The following is a 20072-nucleotide window of genomic DNA, read 5'->3' as shown; positions in this document are numbered from 1 at the left end:
CCCTCTAGGAAACCCGCAGGTCAGTCAGACTGCTCCCCGCGCCCGCGGGGATGGACCCTTGCGGATCTCCACCACGTGGATCGGTGCCTGCTGCTCCCCGCGCCCGCGGGGATGGACCCGAAAGCTCGACAGCGGCACCGTCCCGGAATCCCTGCTCCCCGCGCCCGCGGGGATGGACCCGTCCTTGCTCGTCTTCCAGTCCAGGACGCACGCTGCTCCCCGCGCCCGCGGGGATGGACCCGACCACGCAGGCGGCGCAGTACGGGAAGATCGCTGCTCCCCACGCCCGCGGGGATGGACCCTACAGCGCGTTCAACGGCGGTCGGCGCACACCCTGCTCCCCGCGCCCGCGGGGATGGACCCGACGTGGCCCAGGGCGCGAGCGGACAGATGGGCTGCTCCCCGCGCCCGCGGGGATGGACCCGCGCTTTGCGGCAACGGGGCGAGCACGTGACGCTGCTCCCCGCGCCCGCGGGGATGGACCCTTCGCCGAAGAGGACGGCCGGGGGGTACTTGCCTGCTCCCCGCGCCCGCGGGGATGGACCCTGCCGGTTGTGCACCGCGCCGGCCTGGCAGTGCTGCTCCCCGCGCCCGCGGGGATGGACCCACCTCCCAGGCCCACGCCCAGGCCGGATACTGCTGCTCCCCGCGCCCCCGGGGATGGACCCGTCCTCAACGTCATCAACGCACGGCTGTTGCACTGCTCCCCGCGCCTGCGGGAATGGACCAAAGACGTGGAGTGTGAGCCACACGGGCTGGCGTGACGCCACGCTCGCCAATCTGATGAAGATCGCCGATGCTCTGCACTGCCCGGTCGTAGTCCTGGAACGCAAGCGAGCGATCAACGCCGACGTCCGTGCTTGAGGTCGCTCACGCTGGCGGGGTCCCGATTGGGCGGGTGCGCCGCTGGTTGCTCGGTGGGCACAGACGGAGTCCGGCGGGCGGCGAGGGTGCTGCGGGCCGTCGCGGCTCGAGCCCTTGGGCTCGGAGCAGGTCGTTGGGCCAGGCGGTGGAGGCGCCAGATCAGTACGTGGGCGGGTGAGCGGGCGTCGTCGAGGGCGCGCTGGTCGGCGGCCAGTTGGAGGAGCCGGGTGGGGTCGTGGCCGGCGGTTTCGGCGTCGGTGAGGGTGGAGGTCAGGGCGGGCCAGGCGGGGTCGGCCAGGATCTGTTCGGCGTGGGTGGGGACGGCCTGCTGGATGAGGTGGTTCCAGCGTTCGACGGTCGGCTGCGCGGGGGTGCGGTGGGTGAGAGCGGTCAGCGGTGCCGCTGCGGCGTGGTCGTACACGGTCTGCAGATGCGCAAGGGCCCTGTACGCGGAGGTGACTTGCTGGTCCTGGTGGCGGGCGGAGTGCCAGCGTTGGATGGCGATGACGGCGAGGATCGCGGCGTCGAGGAACATCGCGAGGCCGGTGTCGTCGGCGGTGGTGGGTTGGCGGGTGATGGCGCGGATGGCTCCTCGTAGGGCGCGGGCGTGCTGGTGGTCGGCTGCGATGCGGGAGCGGCTGGCGCGTTCGAAGGCGAGTGCGGCTTGGCGGAGTTGGGGTCGCAGGTTCACCGGTGCGGTGAGGGGAAGGGCGTCGAGGGCTTCGGCGAAGGCGGCGATGTGGGCTTGGGACGCCTTGTCGTCGGTGCCGTCCAGGTGGTGGGGGATGCGTTCGATGGCGGCGGTGGCCTGGTGCCACGGGTCGGTTCGGCGGATGCTTGGGTCGACGGTGGTGGGTTCGGTGGTGGTGAGGCGGTTGCGGATCTGGGGGTAGGACAGGTCGGGGGCGAGGGTGGAGCCGGAGAACCAGATGGGCTCTCCGGCCGCGTTGGTGTCGCCGTCGAGGGCGACCTTGTAGCCGCGGATGTCGCCGGACGGGTAGCGGAGCACCTCGACGTGGACGCCGCTGCCGGCCAGCAGGGGCAGGTATTCCTCGGGGCTGGTGGACACCGCGACCACGGTCCGCGCGATCGTGCGGAGTTGCTCGCGTGGGGTGCGGACGCGGCCGGTGCGGTGAGCCTTCTCCGTTTCGGCGCGGGTGGGGCGTTTGGCTGCGGTGCGGTCGCCGCGGATGACGGTGCGGAGGTGGTAGTCGCGTTCGACGGCTTCGAGTTCTTTGTCGGCGCGGAGGTAGTCGTTCCAGTGGCGGGCGGTGCGGAGGTCGCCGCGGAGGGTGGTGGCGGCGATGTGGATGTGGTCGGGGGCGTGGCGGACGGCGACCCAGCGGCAGCCGTCGGGGTCGCCGTCAGGGGAGATGCCGGTGGCGTGGACGATGCGGCGGGCGATGGCGGCCCACTGGTCGTCGGTGAGGATCGGGTCTTCGGGGGCGGCGCGGATGGAGCACTGCCAGACGGGCCGGTCGGGGATGTTGCGGTCGTCGTTGTGGCGGGCTTGGTTGAGGCGGAGGTCGAGGGCTTGGGTGAGCTGGCGCATGGCGGCTTGCGGGTCGGTGTCGCGGCCGGGGTCGGGGGCGAAGCCGTCCCAGGAGGCGACGAGGTGGGGGTCGGTGTGCTCGTTGGCCCGGCCGGGTCCGTAGAGGTAGCCGAGCAGGCGGCGGACGGTCTTGCCTCGGGTGATCTTCGCGATCATTCAGGCGGCTTTCCGGCCGGTCGCCTGGTGGGCGGCTGTTTCGATGGCGGAGATGGCGGCGCGGACGGTCTCGAGGGTGCGTTGGGTCTGGGCCAGGAGGGGGAGGTCGCTGGGGTGCGGGGTGCCGCCGGAGTTGAGGCGGTGGGCGATCTGGTTGACGTTGCCGCCGATTTTGGCGACCTGGGTGCGCAGGGCGACCAGTTCGTCGATGAGGTCGTCGGTGGCTGTGCGGTGGCCGGGGAGGAGTTGGGCTCCTTCGACGAACGCCATGACGACCGCGCCGACGAGGTGGGCGCCGGCGATTCCCATCGTCTTCGCCTTGGCCTTGATGGCGTGGTGTTCGGCTGCGCTGTAGCGGACGTCGACGCGGTACGTGCGCTGGGTGTGCTCGCGGCGGCGACGGCGGGCGACGCGGTGGACGGCGGCTTCGGCGGAGGCGCGAGTCAGGCTCGGCGGTTCGGTGGGCGTCTCGACGGCGGACGCGCCTGCGGCTTCTCCCTCCGGCGCCCCCTGGCGCCGGAGTCCCTCCTCCGCCACCCCCGGGGCGGAGGAGCCTGCGTGGGACCGGCCGTTGGACGGTCCAGCGCCATACCTTGCTCGGCCGTTGAGCTGGTCGTTCTGCGCGGAGGTGGCGGGTGGAGAGGTCGGTGTCGAGGGGTGGTGCATGCGGGGCTCCGGAGGGGTGGGGTCTGTGCGTGACGGGAGGCGGTGGATCAGTCGGTGGGCGGGTGAGGTCGGGCTGTGTCGTTTCTGCGGAGGCGTTCGAGGGTTTGGGTGATGCGGTCGTTGCCGGCGGGGAGTCCGGCGGCTTCGAGCGTCGTGCGGGCGGTGGTGCGGCTGACGGCGGCGGGGTCGGGGTGGGTTGCGGCGAGGACGGTGGCGAGCTGGTCGATGGTGGCCTTGGGGCGGCGGCCGGATCGCGTGCTGGGGGAGGCGCGTTGCGGGCCGTGGACGGTTCGGGATTCCGGTGCGGGCCTTGCCGGTTCGGGATGCGGGTTTCCGGCGGGCGTGGTGAAGGCGGCCGTCTCGTGCTTGTCGGTGCCGGGGGTGTCGGGCCTGGTGGCCGTATCTGCCGCCGGATCGGCCGGAACCGGACCGGCTCCGGCCGGAACGACGGGAGAGGGTGCGGCCGGTGCCGGATGGCTGGTGCTGACCTCGGCCGGTTCGGGGTGAGCGTGGCGGCTGACGAGGATGTGGAGGTGGGTGGCGCCGCCGAGGGCGAGCGGGGCGATGGCGGACAGGACAGCGACGGTGTGGTTGTCGAGGGTGAGGGTGCGGGCGCCGGGGGAGTTGAGGCGGAGGGCGTGCAGGGCGTTGGCCCACAGGCTGGCGGCGGTGGCGGTGCCGAAGAGGGTCCAGGCGTAGCGGCGTGCGCCTCGGGGTGCGTCGCGCAGGAGGAGGATCGCGCGGACGCCGTACGCGATGAAGCCGTCGATGACGACGGGGAAGAGGTAGCTGAGGGCGGGGCGTATGTGGGTGGCGAGCGCGACTTGGCGCAGGGCGTCGAAGGACATGACGCAGGCGCAGGCGCCGAGCAGCAGAACGGCGACCTGGTCGAAGAGCCGGGGGCGGTGACGCGCCGACGGTGCAGGGGCGGACACAAGGGCGTGCGGGTGGGGCGAGGGCATGCGGGAGCTCCGGGAGGGCGGTACGTGGATGCGCGGGCGGCGCGCTGAGACGTGGAGAGGCGGGCGCCGTCGTATTGCGACGCTGCGCTTCAGGCGGGTCGGTGCCTTCTGCGGTCGCTGCCCGTGAGGACGACGCGTTCGGTCATCTCGGCCAGCCGGGAGGCGACGCGGTCACCCACCGCGTCCCGGAGTTCGGTGACGGGCAGGTTGGTGGTGACGAGGGTCGGCAGCATGTGGTTGTAGCGGTGGTTGACCAGGCGGTAGGTCAACTCTTCCGTCCACGCTGATTGCTTGGTCGCGCCGAGGTCGTCCAGCAGGAGGAGCGGGCTGCGGGTGAGGCGCCCGAGGAGGAGTTCGGGGTTGGTGCCGTGCTGGGGGCGTTGGGCGGCGTAGAGGTCGGCGGCGGTGGTCGCTTCCCAGCGGAGCCGTACGCCTGCGGCGAGGAGGGACCGTATGGCGCCGTACGCCTGGTGGGTCTTGCCGGTGCCGGTGGGGCCGGCGATCAGCAGGGACGGGCCGGTGGCGATGCCGGGTGCTCCGCCGGACCCGGTTGTGCCGGTGCGGGCGATCTCGGTGACCCAGGCGGTGGTGCGGGGGTGGTCTGCGCGGGCGTGGCGGTAGCGGGGAGGGATGCGGGTGTCGGCCAACTCCAGGGCGGTGACTGGCTCGGCGGGGCTCGTCGAGGGTTCTGCGGACGGGTCGATGCCGCGGGCGGTGAGGATGGCGGCGAGGCGGGTGATCGCGCCTGCTGCGGTGCGGGGTTCGCGGGTGGCGGTGGTCACAGGTCACCGCCGTACGCGGACTCGACGTCGGCCGGGTTGGTCCAGGCCCGGTACGGCGGGCGGGCGTTCGGCGGGACCGGGACGGCGTTCATGGCCTCGTTGACGAGGCTCGGCAGCACGCTGGTGCTCAGCCTCTTGGCCCGCAGCCGCTCCAGAGCGGGGCGGATGTGGGCGGGGGCGATGCCCTCGGCGAGCAGCCGGTCGACGGCACGGCGCAGTTGCGCGAGGAACGCCTTCGGCGGGCGGTGGGTGCAGGCGGCGACGTACTCGCCGACGAGGTCCGAGGCCGTGGCGGGAAGGTCCGGCGGGGGCGTCGGTGCGCTCGCGCGCCCCGCAGGTACTGATCCTAGATCCAGGATCCTAGGTCCTAGATCCGGATGGTGAGGGATCAGCGCAGACTCAGTGAGCTCTCCGTGAGGTGTCACCGAGGGTTCGGCGAGGGGGCTTTGACCTGCTGGTTCGTGATCCGGTGAGGGCTCGCGCGGGTTCGGGGAGCCCTCGGGGAGCTGTCGGTGAGGGCTCACTGAATCCTCATGGAGGGCGCGGTGCATACGCGGTGACGGCTCGCGGTCCGCGCGGTCGTCGTGGTGAGGGCAGGCGGGAGCCCGGGTGCCGCTGGGGCGGTTGATCTTCTGGTGCCGGTGCCAGGAGACGACGTGCAGGTACCGCTTGCCGTCGTGGCCCTCGTACCGGCAGATGAGGTCAGCGGTGGCGAGTTGGGTGAGGTCGTCCTCGACGCCGATCGGGCCGTGGTCGGGGCGCAGCGACCACAGCAGGCCGGCGATGACGGCGGGTTGGTCGCGGAACCGGCCGTGGTCGTCGGCCTGGGTGAGCAGGCCGAAGAAGGTCCGCTCGGCCGACAGGGACACGGCGGCCAGGGACTCCGAGGCGAACGCCTCGGGCTTGATGGTGCGGATGCGGGCCATGCCTCAGCACCCCGCCTTCGGGGCCGGGCGGCCGAAGGGGAGTGCGCGGCGGCGGCGCGGGGTCGTAGGGTGGTGCACAGAGCTCCTTGTCAGCGGGCCATGCGGGGTGGCAGCCCCGGCGTGCTGGCGGACCGTTCAGGGATGGGCGGGCGGGGTTTCTGCTTCGGCCTCCGGCGTTCTCAGCGCCGGGGGCCTTTCTCGTTCTCGGACGGGTGGACCAGACAGTAGAACCACATTCCCCGCCGACAGTCCAGATATAGCTCTGATTTCCTTCGAAGGACGGGCCGCAATCGAATTCCGGTGTGCGGTGCGCGCACCATAGCCGACGATCGCGGATGGACCAAGCGGCAGATCACACCAGGTCAGGACCGCCGCCGCCTGTCCGTGTCGCCCGTTTTGGGTGCGTTCAGGGCGCGTCCGGGATTCGGTGCTACCGTCCGGGCGGCGTCCCGGCCAAGGAAATGATCGGGGCGCGTTGTACACCCGAAAACGCGGTTTCCCAAAACGCGTTTCCAGAGGTACAACATGACGTCCCTCCGAAAGCCCCCGACCCGGAACCCGCCCATCCCTGCACCGCCCGCCGGCACCACCCGGGGCTGCCACCCCGCGCCGGCAGACAAGGACCGCCATGTGCACCTCTGCGGCATGCCCGCACACCGCCACCCGACCCCACTCCGGCCCCCGCCCCGCGAACGTGAACGCGAACGCCGCTCCCGTGTCCGGGCGGCTGCTGAACGTCGCCGAGGCCGCCGAACGCCTCGGCACCGGCGAGCGCTTCGTGCGCCGCCTCATATCCGAGCGCCGCATCGCCTTTGTCAAGGTCGGCCGCCACGTCCGCCTCGCCGAGAGCGTCCTGGACGCCTACGTCCTCGCCAACACCGTCCCGCCCGTCACCGCGCGCCCGAGCCGGGTAAGGGCGCGCGCCGGATACCGGAGGGCCGCCTGATGGCAGGAGGAAGGAAGCGGCGCCGGTTCGGCACCGTCCGCCAACTGGCCTCGGGCCGCTACCAGGCCCGGTACCGTGCGCCCGACGGCCTGGAGCGCCGCGCGCCGACGACGTTCGACACGAAGACCGACGCCGAGGTCTGGCTCAGTCAGATCGAGGCGGACCTGTCCCGAGGCGACTGGACGGACCCGTACGCGGGCGCGGTCGACTTCGAGGAGTACGCCCTGCGCTGGGTCGCCGAGCGCGGCCTCTCCCCGACCACCGAGGAGCTGTACCTGCGCCTGCTGCGGCTGCACGTCCTGCCCGGCTTCCGCCAGTGGGACCTGGACGAAATCACCGCTCCGCGCGTCCGCACCTGGCGGGCGGAACGGCTGGAGACCACCGGGGCGCCGACCACCGTCGCCAAGGCGTACCGCCTGCTGAAAGCGATCCTCCAGACCGCGGCCGACGACGAGTTGATCCGCCGCAACCCGTGCCGAATCAAGGGCGCGGGGCGCGAGGAGGCGGACGAGCGGCCGATCGCCACCGTCGAGCAGGTGGACGCGCTGGCCGACGCGGTCGGCCCGCGCTGGCGGCTGATGGTCTTCCTCGCCGCCTACGCCAGCCTCCGCCCCGAGGAGCAGGCCGAACTGCGGCGCACCGACGTCGCCTTCGAGGACGGCGCGGTGGTGCTGCGGATCAGCCGCGCGGCACCCGAACTCACCACGGGCCGCCGGGCGGTGGGCGACCCGAAGTCGCGGGCCGGGAAGCGCATCGTGGTGCTGCCGGGTTTCCTCGTCGTGGACGTACGGCGACACCTGGAGTGGTTCGCGGCGAAGGAGCCGGACGGGTTGCTGTTCGTCGGCGAGCGCGGTGCGCCGTTCCGCCGCTCGACGTTCGGCCGCAGGTGGCGCAAGGCCCGCGCCGCCGTCGGTCTCCCGCCGAACTTCCGCTTCTACGACCTGCGGCACACCGGCAACACCCTCGCGGCCGACACCGGCGCCAAGCTCAAGGACCTCATGGTCCGGGCCGGCCAGTCCTCGCAGAAGGCGCAACTCATCTACCAGCACTCGACGCTGGAGCATCAGCGACGGCTGGCCGAGGACATCGACGCGCACGTCCGCGACCGGCGCGCTGGCGGCCAGCAGCCCGGAGGAGATGCCCGGCACGCGTGAACGACATGCGCAAAGCGGCGTGCCAACGACCCTCGGCTGGCGTGCGCCCGTTACGGGGCCAATGCGGTTGCCACTCGGGCCAGGCGGTCTGCTGGTAGTGCGAAGCGGTTGGCGGGGTTGCGGAAGGAGTGCGCGCCGTCGTTGACCTGGAACCCTTGTCCCGCCATCGTCCAGCGTACGGGGCCAGGAGCGCCTTGACCTTCCAGGAGGGCTTCGGACAGGCATCTGGGGTCCTCAACGCGGGTGAGGGAGTGGAGCGCGTCGGTGAGACGGTCAACGGCCTGGTCGTCTACCTCCTCGTCGCCGAACGCCGGCAGCAGGAGCAGGAGGCGGGCGCCTGGATCGGTGGTGCTGCCCCCGGGCAGCGCGTTGCCCGCGATCGACACCAACTCGGGCCAGGACAGGCCCGGTCCCATGAAGTGCCCGTCGTCTCGAGCGAGGAGTTCGGCCTGCTCCCAGTCGGGATGATGGAGGAGGTAGTCGGTGCCGGGGTCGTCGGCGAGGGTGCGGTGGACGACATGGAGCCGATGGTCGCCGGCGAGCGGGACGGTGAAGGTAGGCCATTTCGTGCTCTGCCACATGCGCCGCTGGAAGGTGCTGGCGGCGTCGTAGTCCGCGCCGAACAGCAGTTCCTCGGCCGCGTTGCCATGCGCGCATGAGGAGAGGTGGCACAGCCAGAAGAGAGGCTCGTCCAGGAGCCCGTCCTGGCGAGTGAGGAGGCCCTCGCCGTATCCCGGTATCCGGGCCGGGTGCAGATCTGCGTTGTCCATCACGGAGGACATACTGCCGCTCAACCGACGCGCGGTGCTTCACGACCAACGCGAACCGTGAATCGCTCGGTGGGCTGGCTAAAGAAGGAATCAATGAGGATCAGACGTTCTCCCGTACGGGAATCGCGCTCATGGGCATCAACGAGCGGTCCGGTGCCCTTTGGTGACGGCTGCTTGTCCACTGTTACGCAGGGAACGACGAGAGCGAGACCAAGGCGGAGCCGGGCGAGCGAGCGTCTGTCTCGCTGTGGCACGGGAGTGGCACGCCCTGCCGAGGCCGGCTGCGGCGGGGCAACTGGGCCTCGCGACGCAGGATCTCCGCGCCGAATCCGGGGTTCATATCCGGATCAACCGGTGCATTCCACGCGATTGTATGTGATGCAGTTCACCGAAAATGCGTCTCGGCATACGAGAGCGCCTCGGGCCCCAGCGGTCAACCGAGGCCATACGGCGTGTCCGCCCGCCGGAATTCCTCGCCTAACGGCACGCCAATGGCACGCGGCACCGTAATTGGTCTGGACAACGACAAAGCCCCAACTCGGTGAACTGGGGCTTCTTTATGGAGCGGATGACGGGAATCGAACCCGCGCTCTGAGCTTGGGAAGCTCATGTTCTACCATTAAACTACATCCGCGTGTGAGCGGCTTCGGGAAGACGCTGCGGGGATACTGTACCGCATGGCGGGGGTGGGATGGGGAGGGGTTCGGGGGTGGGGGAGGGGTAGGTTGGGGGTCGGTGTGGTGGAGCCCCGGTGGGCGGGACATCCCCTAATGTGTGGGTTCGTCGGCCACGCGGAGTTGGGGAAGGGGCTACATGGAGCGCACGGTTGTTCGGTGTGCGGAGGGACATGTGTTCAGTACGGCGTCGTTTCCGATGCAGCATCTCGGCGCTGAACGCTTGGGCCCTGGACGGTTGTTGAGGTGCCCGAAGTGCGCGCGGCTGCGGCACGCGGTGCCGGTGGGCGAGCCCGCCGGTGGCCTGCACGGGGCCACGGGAAAGTAGCGGGCACGTAGACGGGAAGCGGGGCGACCGTTCCCGGCGCCCCGCCCCCCGTACGCCCCGACCCCCGTACGCCCCCCGTACGCCCCCGCCCCCCGTACGCCGTGCCCCTGCGGCCCGAGCACCCGTACGGCGTGGCACGCCCACCCACGCGGCACCCTGATCAGGGTCGGTTAGTCTCGGGGGGTGCTTCTCTCAGACAAGGACATCCGGACCGAGATCGACAACGGCCGGGTGCGGGTGGACCCCTTCGACGCGGCGATGGTGCAGCCCTCGAGTATCGACGTGCGGCTGGACCGCTTCTTCCGGGTCTTCGAGAACCACCGCTACCCGCACATCGACCCCGCGGTGGAGCAGCCCGACCTGACCCGGCTGGTGGAGCCGGAGGGCGACGACGCGTTCATCCTGCACCCGGGCGAGTTCGTGCTCGCCTCGACGTACGAGGTCATCACGCTCCCGGACGACATCGCGTCCCGGCTGGAGGGGAAGTCCAGCCTCGGCCGGCTCGGCCTGCTGACGCACTCCACGGCCGGCTTCATCGACCCCGGCTTCTCCGGCCACGTGACGCTGGAGCTGTCCAACATGGCGACCCTGCCGATCAAGCTGTGGCCCGGGATGAAGATCGGACAGCTGTGCCTGTTCCGCCTGTCCTCCCCCGCGGAGTTCCCGTACGGGTCCGCCCGCCACGGCTCGCGCTACCAGGGGCAGCGCGGCCCCACGCCCTCCCGCTCGTTCCTCAACTTCCACCGCACGCAGGTCTGAACGAGCCGCCCGCCCACCGCGGTCGGGTCCTCACGGGTGCATCCGCGCACCCTTGAGCACCTTGTCCACCCCGTTCTTCGGCCCGTACACCGCGAGCCCCACCAGGTCGAGCCCGTCCCGTGGCACCGCCCGCACCGCCGCCCGGTTGTCCCGGTCGTTGCCGGTGGCGAAGAGGTCCGCGGTGAACAGCGACCGCGGCAGCGCGCGGGACAGCGCCCGGGCGTGCGCGGTGGTCAGCATCTGCTTGTCGCCCTCGAAGACCAGCACCGGCTGCCGGAACATCGGCAGGTAAGGCGTCCCGTCGGCGTCCTCGTACGGCTCGCCCATCACCTCCGGCACGTGCGAGCCGAGCCCGCTGACGAGGAAGGCGGTGACATTGAGCCGCTGCCACGTCTCGAGGTCCTCCCGCAGGAGTACGGCGATCTTCGTGTCGAAACGGATCGGCTCGGGCGGCTCGGGTGCGATGTCGTTCTCGGTGCTCATGCACCCCACCCTCGCGCCCCGGCCCGCCCCGGATCTTGTACGTTCCTGACCGATCAGATCAGCGGCAGCTTGAACAGCATCAGCAGCGCCACCAGCTGGATCGACGCCGCCCCGAGCGCCTTGTGCCAGGGCAGGTCGTGCGACTTGGCCACCATCGACGTCAGCAGCGCCCCGCACGCGATCCAGGTCACCCACCCCAGCAGCTGCACGAAGCCGTTGCCGCCGCCGAGGAACATCGCGAACAGCAGCCGGGGCGCGTCCGTGAGCGAGCTGACCAGCATCGCCAGGCCGACCGTCGGCGCCCAGACCCCGTCCCCGCCGAGCTGCCGGGCGAGCGTGTTGGTGACCGCGCCGAGCGTCAGCCCGCACAGCACCACCATGACCGCGGTGGTCAGCACCCACGGCACGCTCGCGGTCAGCGTGGAGTTGAGCACGTCGCTGCGGGCGGCGTCGAAGCCGAAGACGGCGAGCAGCCCGTAGACGAACGTCACGCCCAGGGCCGGGCCCCACACGGAGTGGTCCCGCATCTGCCAGAACGTACGGCCCGGGCGCAGCACGATCCCGCTCAGCAGCTCCTTCCAGTGCAGCCGGGGCCCCGCGGGGGGCGCGCTGGCCTGGCCGGCGCGGTAGGTGGCCACGTTGTCGCCGCCGTAGGCCGCCCCGTCGTCGTAACCGCCCCGCCCGTCGTCGTAGCCGCCGTACGGTGCCCCGCCGCCGTACGGTGCCCGGTTGTCGTACGCCTGGCCCGCGTACGGGTCGTCGCCGTATCCGTCGTTCGCGCCGAGGGTGAAGGAGCGGGTGCTGCCGGGGGAGTCGTCGTACGAGGGGGCCCCAGGCGCACCGCCGTAGCCGGGCGCACCGGCGCCGTACCCCGGCGCACCGCCGTACCCGGGACCGTAACCCTGACCCGAGCCCTGCCCGGCGCCGCCGGCCCCGGACGCCCCGTACCGTGCCGAGGGCGCCCCGCCCTGCCGCCCGCCGCCGCCCCGTCGTCCCTTGAAACCTGCCACGCCTTCGAACGTACCCGCTACCGCGAGTGCCGGGACGATCGTCTGTCCGAGTGCGGGCCATTGCTGCCAACCTGTGACACGCCCCGGTAGCCTGCCGGGCGACGACGGGGACGGGCTGGACCGGGTACGGGGAGGGTGACGATGGACAAGGCTGCCGAGGCGGTCCTCGGATCGGACGCGGAGGGCGCGGCCGCGCGGGAGGGGGCCGTCCGGGTGAAGCGCACCGCCGCGCCCGGCGCCCGGCGGGCGGCCCTCTTCGCCGCCGCGGTCGCCGCCCTCGCCCTGCCCCTGGCGGCCTGCTCCAGCGGCCCGGGCCCCGGCTCGCGGCTGCCGGACTCCGGCACCAGCCCCGCGCGTACGTCGGCCGCGCCGACCGGCACCACCGCCGGGGCCACTCCCACCGCGAGCGGCGGCATGGAGACCACCGGAACCACCACCGGCACCGGGAGAGCGATACCGGCCCGGCTGGAGGCGGACGGCACCACCGTCACCGTCGGCGACCCCGCCGCGGCGCACACCCTCACCGTCTACGAGGACCCGCGCTGCCCGATCTGCGAGCAGTTCGAGCAGGCGAACGCGGCGCAGATCCAGGCGCTGGAGGCGGCCGGCAAGATCCGCGTCCAGTACACCTTCGCGTCGTTCATCGACCAGAACAGCGGGGGCGGCGGCTCCAAGCGGGCGGTGAACGCCCTGCGCGCCGCCCTGGCCGCGTCGGCGGACGGCGGCGGCTTCGTGGCGCTGCACACGCTGGTCTACCAGTACCAGCCGAACGAGCAGACCGACGGCTTCACCGCGGACTTCCTGCTCCAACTCGCGGGCAAGGTGCCGGGGCTGCGCTCGGCGGCCTTCGATGCCGCGGTGCGCGGGCAGAAGTACGCGAGCTTCGTCAGCGCCTCGGAGAACGCGTTCATCAAGAGCGGGGCGGGCGGCACCCCGATGGTGAAGATCGACGGCGACAAGGTGTCGAATGACGACGGGATCTTCGACGCCACCTCGTTCAGGAAGATCCTCTCCCAGCACGGGGTGTCCTGAGCGGTCCTGGCGCCTGACTGCCGCTTCGCCTCCTGGGTGCGGACGCGCGTCCGGCCTCCTAGGTGCTCAGGCACCTAGGAGGCCGGACAGGGTCCAGGACCGGTGGGCGGGGTGCTCGGCTCAGCCCGCCGGCGCCGCCTCCGCCGTCGCCTCGGCCGGCGTCTTCACCGAGTCGAGCAGCAGCTGTGCGACGTCCACCACCTGGAGGGACTCCTTCGCCTTGCCGTCGTTCTTCTTGCCGTTGACGGAGTCGGTGAGCATCACCAGGCAGAACGGGCAGGCGGTGGAGACGATGTCCGGGTTGAGCGACAGCGCCTCGTCGACCCGCTCGTTGTTGATGCGCTTGCCGATCCGCTCCTCCATCCACATGCGCGCGCCGCCGGCGCCGCAGCAGAAGCCGCGCTCCTTGTGGCGGTGCATCTCCTCGCTGCGCAGCCCGGGCACCTTGGCGATGATCTCGCGCGGCGGCGTGTAGACCTTGTTGTGCCGACCGAGGTAGCAGGGGTCGTGGTAGGTGATCAGGCCCTCGACAGGGGTGACCGGGACCAGCTTCCCGTCGTCCACCAGGTGCTGGAGCAGCTGGGTGTGGTGGATGACCTCGTACTCGCCGCCGAGCTGCGGGTACTCGTTGGCGATGGTGTTGAAGCAGTGCGGGCAGGTCGCGACGATCTTCTTGGCGGCGCGCGGGCGGCGCGAGGACGCGACCACCTTGCCGTCGTCGTCCAGCTCCTCGCCGAACGCCATGTTGAGCATGGCGACGTTCTCCTGGCCGAGCTGCTGGAACAGGAACTCGTTGCCCAGGCGGCGGGCCGAGTCGCCGGTGCAGTTCTCCTCGCCGCCCATGATGGCGAACTTGACGCCCGCGATGTGCAGCAGCTCGGCGAACGCCTTGGTGGTCTTCTTGGCGCGGTCCTCCAGCGAGCCCGCGCAGCCGACCCAGTACAGGTACTCGACCTCGGTCAGATCCTCGACGTCCTCGCCGACGACCGGCACCTCGAAGTCGACCTCCTTGACCCATGCCAGCCGCTGCTTCTTGGGCAGCCCCCACGGGTTGCCCTTCTTCTCCAGGTTCTTCAGCATCGTGCCGGCCTCGCTGGGGAAGGCCGACTCGATCATCACCTGGTAGCGGCGCATGTCCACGATGTGGTCGACGTGCTCGATGTCCACCGGGCACTGCTCGACGCAGGCGCCGCAGGTGGTGCAGGACCACAGCACGTCGGGGTCGATGACCCCGTTCTCCTCCAGGGTGCCGATCAGCGGGCGCTCGGCCTCGGCGAGCGCGGCGGCGGGCACGCCGGCGAGCTGCTCCTGGCTCGCGCGCTCCTCGCCCTCGGCCGACTTGCCGCCGCCGGCCAGCAGGTAGGGCGCCTTGGCGTGGGCGTGGTCGCGCAGGCTCATGATCAGCAGCTTCGGCGATAGCGGCTTGCCGGTGTTCCAGGCCGGGCACTGCGACTGGCAGCGGCCGCACTCGGTGCAGGTGGAGAAGTCGAGGATGCCCTTCCAGGAGAACTGCTCGACCTGGGAGACGCCGAAGACGTCGTCCTCGCCCGGGTCCTCGAAGTCGATCGGCACGCCGCCGCTGGTCATCGGCTGGAGCGCGCCCAGGGCCACCGGGCCGTCGGCGTTGCGCTTGAACCAGATGTTGAAGAAGGCGAGGAAGCGGTGCCAGGCGACACCCATCGAGGTGTTCAGGCCCAGGGTGATCGCCCAGATCATGGTGACGCCGAGCTTGATCATCGCGACCAGGTACACCGTGTTCTGGAGGGTGCCGGTGCTCAGCCCGCGCAGGCCGGCCACCAGGGGGTACGACACCCAGTACGCCGCCTCGTAGTGGTCGACGCCGTGCAGCGCGCCCTCCAGGCCGCGCAGCATCAGGATGGCCAGGCCGATGACGAGCACCACGTACTCGACGAAGTACGCCTGCCAGGCCGTCGATCCGGCGAAGCGCGACTTGCGGCCGGCCCGGGACGGCAGGTTCATCAGCCGCACCGCGATGAGCACCAGGATGCCCAGGGTGGTGAAGAGGGAGATGAACTCGACGTACACCTCGTAGGGCAGCCAGGTGCCGATCACCGGCAGGATCCAGTCGGCCTTGAAGAGCTGGCCGTAGGCGTTGACGATGGTCAGGCCGAGGGTGAGGAAGCCGACCGCCACGAACCAGTGGGCGACGCCGATCGGCCCCCACTTGTTCATCCGGGTGTGGCCGACGAACTCCTTGGCCAGCGTCTTCGTGCGCGCCACCGGGTCGTCGGTGCGGCTGCCCGCGGGTACGGGCTGGCCGAGCCGGACGAACCGGTAGATCTGCGCGACGGCGAGGCCGATCAGGGCGACGCCGACCGCCGTGAGGACCAGCGACACGATGATCGCGGCGAGCTGCATGAGGGCTCCTCGGGCCTGCTGCGAGCAAAAACGTACTAAGCGGTAACTTACTCCGGTCTCGGCTGAGGGTACCCGGGAATTCCGGGGCCATAAAGCCGCCCTGCTGGTGATCTGTGTCGCGGGCCGGGTACCCGGGGGGTCGGAGTGGCCGCCGTTCGGGCGAACCGGGGTGTGCGCAGGGTGTCTCCTGGGTAGTGCGTCGGATGCGCGCCGTTAAGTTGAGTCGCCATGGCTCATGTCAATTGACTTCCGGCTCGCGGTCAGGCATGGTTGAGCCAGTTGCACTCAAGTCAGTTGTTGGAGGATTAACCATGGCACGTGCGGTCGGCATCGACCTGGGCACGACTAACTCCGTCGTCAGCGTTCTCGAAGGCGGCGAGCCCACCGTCATCACCAACGCAGAGGGCGCCAGGACCACGCCGTCCGTCGTCGCCTTCGCCAAGAACGGCGAGGTGCTCGTCGGCGAGGTGGCCAAGCGCCAGGCGGTCACCAACGTCGACAGGACCATCCGCTCCGTCAAGCGCCACATGGGCACCGACTGGCGGATCAACCTCGACGGCAAGGACTTCAACCCGCAGCAGATCTCCGCGTTCATCCTGCAGAAGCTGAAGCGGGATGCGGAGTCGTACCTGGGCGAGAAGGTCACCGACGCGGTGATCACCGTCCCCGCGTACTTCAACGACTCCGAGCGCCAGGCCACCAAGGAGGCCGGCGAGATCGCCGGCCTGAACGTGCTGCGCATCGTCAACGAGCCGACCGCGGCCGCGCTGGCGTACGGCCTGGACAAGGACGACCAGACGATCCTCGTCTTCGACCTCGGCGGCGGCACCTTCGACGTGTCCCTGCTGGAGATCGGCGACGGCGTGGTGGAGGTCAAGGCCACCAACGGCGACAACCACCTCGGTGGTGACGACTGGGACCAGCGCGTCGTGGACTACCTGGTCAAGCAGTTCCAGTCCGGCCACGGTGTGGACCTGGGCAAGGACAAGATGGCGCTCCAGCGGCTGCGCGAGGCCGCGGAGAAGGCCAAGATCGAGCTGTCTTCCTCGACGGAGACCTCGATCAACCTGCCCTACATCACGGCCTCCGCCGAGGGCCCGCTGCACCTGGACGAGAAGCTCACCCGGGCGCAGTTCCAGCAGCTCACCTCCGACCTGCTGGAGCGCTGCAAGACCCCGTTCCACAACGTGATCAAGGACGCCGGCATCCAGCTGTCCGAGATCGACCACGTGGTCCTGGTCGGCGGCTCGACCCGGATGCCCGCCGTCGCGGACCTGGTGCGCGAGCTGACCGGCGGCAAGGAGGCCAACAAGGGCGTCAACCCGGACGAGGTCGTCGCCATCGGCGCGTCCCTCCAGGCCGGCGTCCTGAAGGGCGAGGTCAAGGACGTCCTGCTGCTCGACGTCACCCCGCTGTCCCTCGGCATCGAGACCAAGGGCGGCATCATGACCAAGCTGATCGAGCGGAACACCACGATCCCGACCAAGCGCTCGGAGATCTTCACCACCGCCGAGGACAACCAGCCGTCGGTGCAGATCCAGGTCTACCAGGGCGAGCGCGAGATCGCGGCGTACAACAAGAAGCTCGGCATGTTCGAGCTGACCGGTCTGCCGCCGGCCCCGCGCGGGATGCCCCAGATCGAGGTCACCTTCGACATCGACGCCAACGGCATCATGCACGTGGGCGCGAAGGACCTCGGCACCGGCAAGGAGCAGCGGATGACCGTCACGGGCGGCTCCTCGCTGCCCAAGGACGAGGTCGACCGGATGCGCCAGGAGGCCGAGCAGTACGCGGACGAGGACCACAAGCGCCGCGAGGCCGCCGAGACCCGCAACCAGGGTGAGCAGCTCGTCTACCAGACCGAGAAGTTCATCGCGGACAACAAGGACAAGCTCCCGGAGGACGTGAAGTCCGAGGTCGAGACTGCGGTCGCCGACCTGAAGGAGAAGCTGAAGAACGAGTCGTCCGACGACAGCAACACCGCGGCGATCCGCGAGGCCACCGAGAAGGTCGCGGCCACCAGCCAGAAGCTCGGCCAGGCGCTGTACGCCAACGCGCAGGCCGAGGGCGGCGCGGCCCCCGGTGCCGACGCGGGCGCGCCCGGTGACTCGGCCCAGGCCGCGGACGACGACGTCGTGGACGCCGAGATCGTCGACGACGAGGGCAAGAGGGATGGTGCCGCGTGACGGAGGAGCCGAAGGGCTTCGAGGAGCCCGACGTCCCCTCCGACGCCGCCGAGGAGCCGGCCGCCGGCAAGGCGGGCAAGTCCGGCTCGGGCAACGGGACCGCCGGTAAGGCGGGCCCGTCGTCCGGGGGCGGGGACGACGCGACCTCCCAGGAGCTGACGGCCGTCAAGGCGCAGTTGGACCAGGTGCGCACCGCGCTCGGTGAGCGCACCGCCGACCTCCAGCGCCTCCAGGCCGAGTACCAGAACTACCGCCGCCGGGTGGAGCGGGACCGCGTCGCCGTCAAGGAGGTCGCGGTCGCCAACCTGCTGACCGAACTGCTCCCGGTGCTCGACGACATCGGCCGGGCACGGGAGCACGGCGAACTGGTGGGCGGCTTCAAGTCGGTCGCCGAGTCGCTGGAGACGGTCGCCGCGAAGCTGGGCCTCCAGCAGTTCGGCAAGGAGGGCGAGGCCTTCGACCCGCTGGTGCACGAGGCGCTGATGCACAGCTATTCGCCTGACGTCACGCAGACGACATGCGTGCAGATCCTCCAGCCGGGGTACCGGATCGGGGAGCGCAATCTGCGACCCGCCCGGGTCGCGGTGGCCGAACCCCAGCCGGGCACGCACGGCAAGGACGAGCAGTCCGAGCCGGGCGAGGCCGAGTCGGCCGACCGCAAGGCGGACGACGAGGAGACCGGTGGTCCGTCCGAGGGCTGACGACGGGCGCGGGACGTGGACGGAGAGGAGGGACGCCGAGGATGAGCATCAGTAGGGACCTGTTGGAGAAGGACCTGTACAAGGTCCTCGGCGTCCCCAAGGACGCCACCGACGCCGAGATCAAGAAGGCGTACCGGAAGCTGGCCCGGGAGTTCCACCCCGACGCCAACAAGAACGACGCCACGGCCGAGGAGCGCTTCAAGGAGATCTCCGAGGCCAACGACGTCCTGTCCGACACCAAGCGCCGCAAGGAGTACGACGAGGGCCGCGCGCTGTTCGGCAACGGCGGCATGCGGCCCGGCCCCGGCGCGGGCGGCACCGGCGGGTTCAACTTCGACCTGGGCGACCTCTTCGGCGGTGCCCAGGGACCCGGCGGCACCACGACCGGCGGCCAGGGCGGCGGCTTCGGCGGCGGTCTCGGCGACGTGTTCGGCGGCCTGTTCAACCGGGGCGGCGGCGGCACCCGTGTGCAGCCGCGGCGCGGCCAGGACATCGAGTCCGAGGTGACGCTCAGCTTCACCGAGGCCGTCGACGGGGCCACGGTCCCGCTGCGGATGTCCTCGCAGGCGCCCTGCAAGGCGTGCTCCGGCACCGGCGACAAGAACGGCACCCCCCGGGTGTGCCCGACCTGCGTCGGCACCGGGCAGGTCTCCCGCGGCGGCGGTGGCGGCTTCTCGCTGACCGATCCGTGTGTGGACTGCAAGGGCCGCGGCCTGATCGCGGAGAACCCCTGCGAGGTCTGCCACGGCAGCGGCCGGGCGAAGAGCTCGCGCACCATGCAGGTGCGTATCCCGGCGGGCGTCACCGACGGGCAGCGGATCAGGCTGCGCGGCAAGGGCGCCCCCGGTGAGCGCGGCGGACCGGCCGGCGACCTGTACGTGGTCGTGCACGTCGGCCGGCACCCGGTCTTCGGCCGCAAGGACGCGAACCTGACGGTCACGGTCCCGGTGAGCTTCACCGAGGCCGCGCTCGGCGGGGAGATCAAGGTGCCCACCCTGGGCGGGCCGCCGGTCACCCTGAAGCTGCCGGCCGGCACGCCGAACGGCCGGACGCTGCGGGCCCGCGGCAAGGGCGCGGTGCGCAAGGACGGGTCGCGCGGCGACCTGCTCGTCACCGTCGAGGTGGCGGTGCCCGCGCAGACCGAGGGCAAGGCGCTGGACGCACTGGAGTCGTACCGAGAGGCGACCGCGGACATCGACCCGCGGGCGGAGCTGTTCAAGGCCGCGAAGGGAGCGTGAACGGATGGGCATCGACGGCGGCGGGGCTCCCGGGCCCCGCATGGGACGTGGCCGCAATCCGTACCAGTTGACGGAGGAGTCACCGGTCTACGTGATCTCGGTGGCGGCCGAGCTGTCCGGGCTGCATCCGCAGACCCTGCGGCAGTACGACCGCCTCGGCCTGGTCTCGCCGGACCGGGCGGCCGGGCGCGGGCGGCGCTACTCCGCCCGCGACATCGAGCAGTTGCGGGAGGTGCAGCGGCTCTCGCAGGACGAGGGCATCAACCTCGCCGGCATCAAGCGGATCATCGAACTGGAGAACCAGGTCGCCGCGCTCCAGGCCCGGGTCGCCGAACTCTCCGCCGCCGTCGACGGCGCAGCCGCCGTCATCCAGCAGCGCGAAGCCGCGGTGCACGCCTCCTACCGGCGCGACCTGGTGCCGTACCAGGACGTGCAGCACACGAGCGCGCTCGTGGTGTGGCGCCCCAAGCGGGACGTCTGACCAGGCTGTTCACGCCGGGCTGG

At 71.1% G+C, this 20072-nt stretch carries 18 protein-coding genes, 1 tRNA gene and 1 CRISPR repeat array; of the genes, 9 read left to right on the top strand and 10 right to left on the bottom strand.

From position 1 onward, the window contains the following. Nucleotides 1–29 precede the first annotated feature (29 nt). Nucleotides 30–730: a CRISPR direct-repeat array (repeat unit 30 nt; unit sequence CTGCTCCCCGCGCCCGCGGGGATGGACCCG). 111 nt (nucleotides 731–841) lie between these two features. From AC3EVP_RS19650 to AC3EVP_RS19630, 5 genes are all read right to left on the bottom strand, one after another. Next, on the bottom strand, nucleotides 842–2572 hold the full coding sequence (locus AC3EVP_RS19650) for a relaxase/mobilization nuclease domain-containing protein (RefSeq protein ID WP_435131431.1): 1731 nt from the start codon (nucleotides 2570–2572) through the stop codon (nucleotides 842–844). Continuing rightward, nucleotides 2573–3109 carry a plasmid mobilization relaxosome protein MobC gene (mobC, locus tag AC3EVP_RS19645; protein ID WP_435131429.1) on the bottom strand — a complete coding sequence of 179 codons (537 nt, stop codon included), beginning with the start codon at nucleotides 3107–3109 and terminating at the stop codon, nucleotides 2573–2575. A gap of 176 nt (nucleotides 3110–3285) precedes the next feature. Beyond that, complete coding sequence (locus tag AC3EVP_RS19640; RefSeq protein WP_435131427.1) at nucleotides 3286–4200, bottom strand: DUF2637 domain-containing protein; 915 nt, start codon at nucleotides 4198–4200, stop codon at nucleotides 3286–3288. 89 nt (nucleotides 4201–4289) lie between these two features. Further along, entirely contained in the window at nucleotides 4290–4982 is a 693-nt protein-coding gene (locus tag AC3EVP_RS19635) for an ATP-binding protein (RefSeq protein WP_435131426.1), read from the bottom strand. Continuing rightward, nucleotides 4979–5908 (bottom strand): hypothetical protein, encoded by a 930-nt coding sequence (locus tag AC3EVP_RS19630; protein ID WP_435131424.1) that lies wholly within the window; start codon nucleotides 5906–5908, stop codon nucleotides 4979–4981. Before AC3EVP_RS19630 ends, AC3EVP_RS19635 begins: the two co-directional genes overlap by 4 nt. A gap of 628 nt (nucleotides 5909–6536) precedes the next feature. Here AC3EVP_RS19630 and AC3EVP_RS19625 point away from each other — a divergent pair. Beyond that, a complete protein-coding gene (locus tag AC3EVP_RS19625; RefSeq protein ID WP_488179813.1) occupies nucleotides 6537–6854 on the top strand; it encodes a helix-turn-helix domain-containing protein in 318 nt (105 codons plus the stop codon). Beyond that, a complete protein-coding gene (locus tag AC3EVP_RS19620) occupies nucleotides 6854–8008 on the top strand; it encodes a tyrosine-type recombinase/integrase (RefSeq protein ID WP_435131422.1) in 1155 nt (384 codons plus the stop codon). The genes AC3EVP_RS19625 and AC3EVP_RS19620 overlap by 1 nt, the downstream gene beginning before the upstream one ends. A 50-nt stretch (nucleotides 8009–8058) precedes the next feature. Here the strand turns inward: AC3EVP_RS19620 and AC3EVP_RS19615 are convergent, their stop codons facing one another. Then, a complete protein-coding gene (locus AC3EVP_RS19615) occupies nucleotides 8059–8781 on the bottom strand; it encodes a hypothetical protein (protein WP_435131420.1) in 723 nt (240 codons plus the stop codon). Between the two features lie 557 nt (nucleotides 8782–9338). Continuing rightward, nucleotides 9339–9412, bottom strand: a tRNA-Gly gene (locus AC3EVP_RS19610). Between the two features lie 179 nt (nucleotides 9413–9591). Here AC3EVP_RS19610 and AC3EVP_RS19605 point away from each other — a divergent pair. Both AC3EVP_RS19605 and dcd read left to right on the top strand, forming a co-directional pair. Further along, nucleotides 9592–9780, top strand: coding sequence for a hypothetical protein (locus AC3EVP_RS19605; RefSeq protein ID WP_335981012.1), 189 nt, complete (start codon nucleotides 9592–9594; stop codon nucleotides 9778–9780). Between the two features lie 183 nt (nucleotides 9781–9963). Next, nucleotides 9964–10539 (top strand): dCTP deaminase, encoded by a 576-nt coding sequence (gene dcd / locus AC3EVP_RS19600; protein WP_335981011.1) that lies wholly within the window; start codon nucleotides 9964–9966, stop codon nucleotides 10537–10539. Nucleotides 10540–10569: 30 nt separating this feature from the next. On the opposite strand, the gene AC3EVP_RS19595 is transcribed toward dcd, so the two are convergent. Both AC3EVP_RS19595 and AC3EVP_RS19590 read right to left on the bottom strand, forming a co-directional pair. After that, nucleotides 10570–11022: a DUF2000 family protein gene (locus AC3EVP_RS19595; RefSeq protein ID WP_435131416.1), complete on the bottom strand. Its 453-nt coding sequence runs from the start codon at nucleotides 11020–11022 to the stop codon at nucleotides 10570–10572. Between the two features lie 53 nt (nucleotides 11023–11075). Continuing rightward, nucleotides 11076–12032, bottom strand: coding sequence for a Yip1 family protein (locus tag AC3EVP_RS19590; protein WP_435131414.1), 957 nt, complete (start codon nucleotides 12030–12032; stop codon nucleotides 11076–11078). A gap of 141 nt (nucleotides 12033–12173) precedes the next feature. Between AC3EVP_RS19590 and AC3EVP_RS19585 the strand changes: the two genes are divergently transcribed. Next, nucleotides 12174–13064, top strand: coding sequence for a DsbA family protein (locus AC3EVP_RS19585; protein WP_435131413.1), 891 nt, complete (start codon nucleotides 12174–12176; stop codon nucleotides 13062–13064). Between the two features lie 120 nt (nucleotides 13065–13184). On the opposite strand, the gene AC3EVP_RS19580 is transcribed toward AC3EVP_RS19585, so the two are convergent. Continuing rightward, nucleotides 13185–15443, bottom strand: coding sequence for a (Fe-S)-binding protein (locus AC3EVP_RS19580; protein WP_335981005.1), 2259 nt, complete (start codon nucleotides 15441–15443; stop codon nucleotides 13185–13187). Between the two features lie 311 nt (nucleotides 15444–15754). On the opposite strand from AC3EVP_RS19580, the gene dnaK reads away from it, so the two are divergent. The 4 genes from dnaK to AC3EVP_RS19560 are packed head-to-tail and all read left to right on the top strand — an operon-like array spanning nucleotide 15755 to nucleotide 20049. After that, a complete protein-coding gene (gene dnaK, locus AC3EVP_RS19575) occupies nucleotides 15755–17629 on the top strand; it encodes a molecular chaperone DnaK (protein WP_335981004.1) in 1875 nt (624 codons plus the stop codon). Next, on the top strand, nucleotides 17626–18330 hold the full coding sequence (gene grpE / locus AC3EVP_RS19570; RefSeq protein WP_335981003.1) for a nucleotide exchange factor GrpE: 705 nt from the start codon (nucleotides 17626–17628) through the stop codon (nucleotides 18328–18330). Before dnaK ends, grpE begins: the two co-directional genes overlap by 4 nt. Before the next feature lie 41 nt (nucleotides 18331–18371). Beyond that, nucleotides 18372–19568 (top strand): molecular chaperone DnaJ, encoded by a 1197-nt coding sequence (gene dnaJ, locus AC3EVP_RS19565; protein ID WP_335981002.1) that lies wholly within the window; start codon nucleotides 18372–18374, stop codon nucleotides 19566–19568. A 4-nt stretch (nucleotides 19569–19572) separates the two neighbouring features. Further along, on the top strand, nucleotides 19573–20049 hold the full coding sequence (locus tag AC3EVP_RS19560; protein WP_335981001.1) for a heat shock protein transcriptional repressor HspR: 477 nt from the start codon (nucleotides 19573–19575) through the stop codon (nucleotides 20047–20049). The last annotated feature ends 23 nt before the right edge of the window (nucleotides 20050–20072 follow it).

This window comes from Actinacidiphila sp. bgisy144, from assembly GCF_057708105.1.
This window is presented reverse-complemented; position numbering and strand designations above follow the sequence as displayed.

Coding starts and splice junctions, on each gene's coding strand:
- AC3EVP_RS19650 (WP_435131431.1), bottom strand. CDS start 2,572: ATGATCGCGAAGATCACCCGAGGCAAGACCGTCCGCCGCCTGCTCGGC.
- AC3EVP_RS19640 (WP_435131427.1), bottom strand. CDS start 4,200: ATGCCCTCGCCCCACCCGCACGCCCTTGTGTCCGCCCCTGCACCGTCG.
- AC3EVP_RS19630 (WP_435131424.1), bottom strand. CDS start 5,908: ATGGCCCGCATCCGCACCATCAAGCCCGAGGCGTTCGCCTCGGAGTCC.
- AC3EVP_RS19625 (WP_488179813.1), top strand. CDS start 6,537: ATGTGCACCTCTGCGGCATGCCCGCACACCGCCACCCGACCCCACTCC.
- AC3EVP_RS19620 (WP_435131422.1), top strand. CDS start 6,854: ATGGCAGGAGGAAGGAAGCGGCGCCGGTTCGGCACCGTCCGCCAACTG.
- AC3EVP_RS19605 (WP_335981012.1), top strand. CDS start 9,592: ATGGAGCGCACGGTTGTTCGGTGTGCGGAGGGACATGTGTTCAGTACG.
- AC3EVP_RS19595 (WP_435131416.1), bottom strand. CDS start 11,022: ATGAGCACCGAGAACGACATCGCACCCGAGCCGCCCGAGCCGATCCGT.
- AC3EVP_RS19585 (WP_435131413.1), top strand. CDS start 12,174: ATGGACAAGGCTGCCGAGGCGGTCCTCGGATCGGACGCGGAGGGCGCG.
- AC3EVP_RS19580 (WP_335981005.1), bottom strand. CDS start 15,443: ATGCAGCTCGCCGCGATCATCGTGTCGCTGGTCCTCACGGCGGTCGGC.
- dnaK (WP_335981004.1), top strand. CDS start 15,755: ATGGCACGTGCGGTCGGCATCGACCTGGGCACGACTAACTCCGTCGTC.
- dnaJ (WP_335981002.1), top strand. CDS start 18,372: ATGAGCATCAGTAGGGACCTGTTGGAGAAGGACCTGTACAAGGTCCTC.
- AC3EVP_RS19560 (WP_335981001.1), top strand. CDS start 19,573: ATGGGCATCGACGGCGGCGGGGCTCCCGGGCCCCGCATGGGACGTGGC.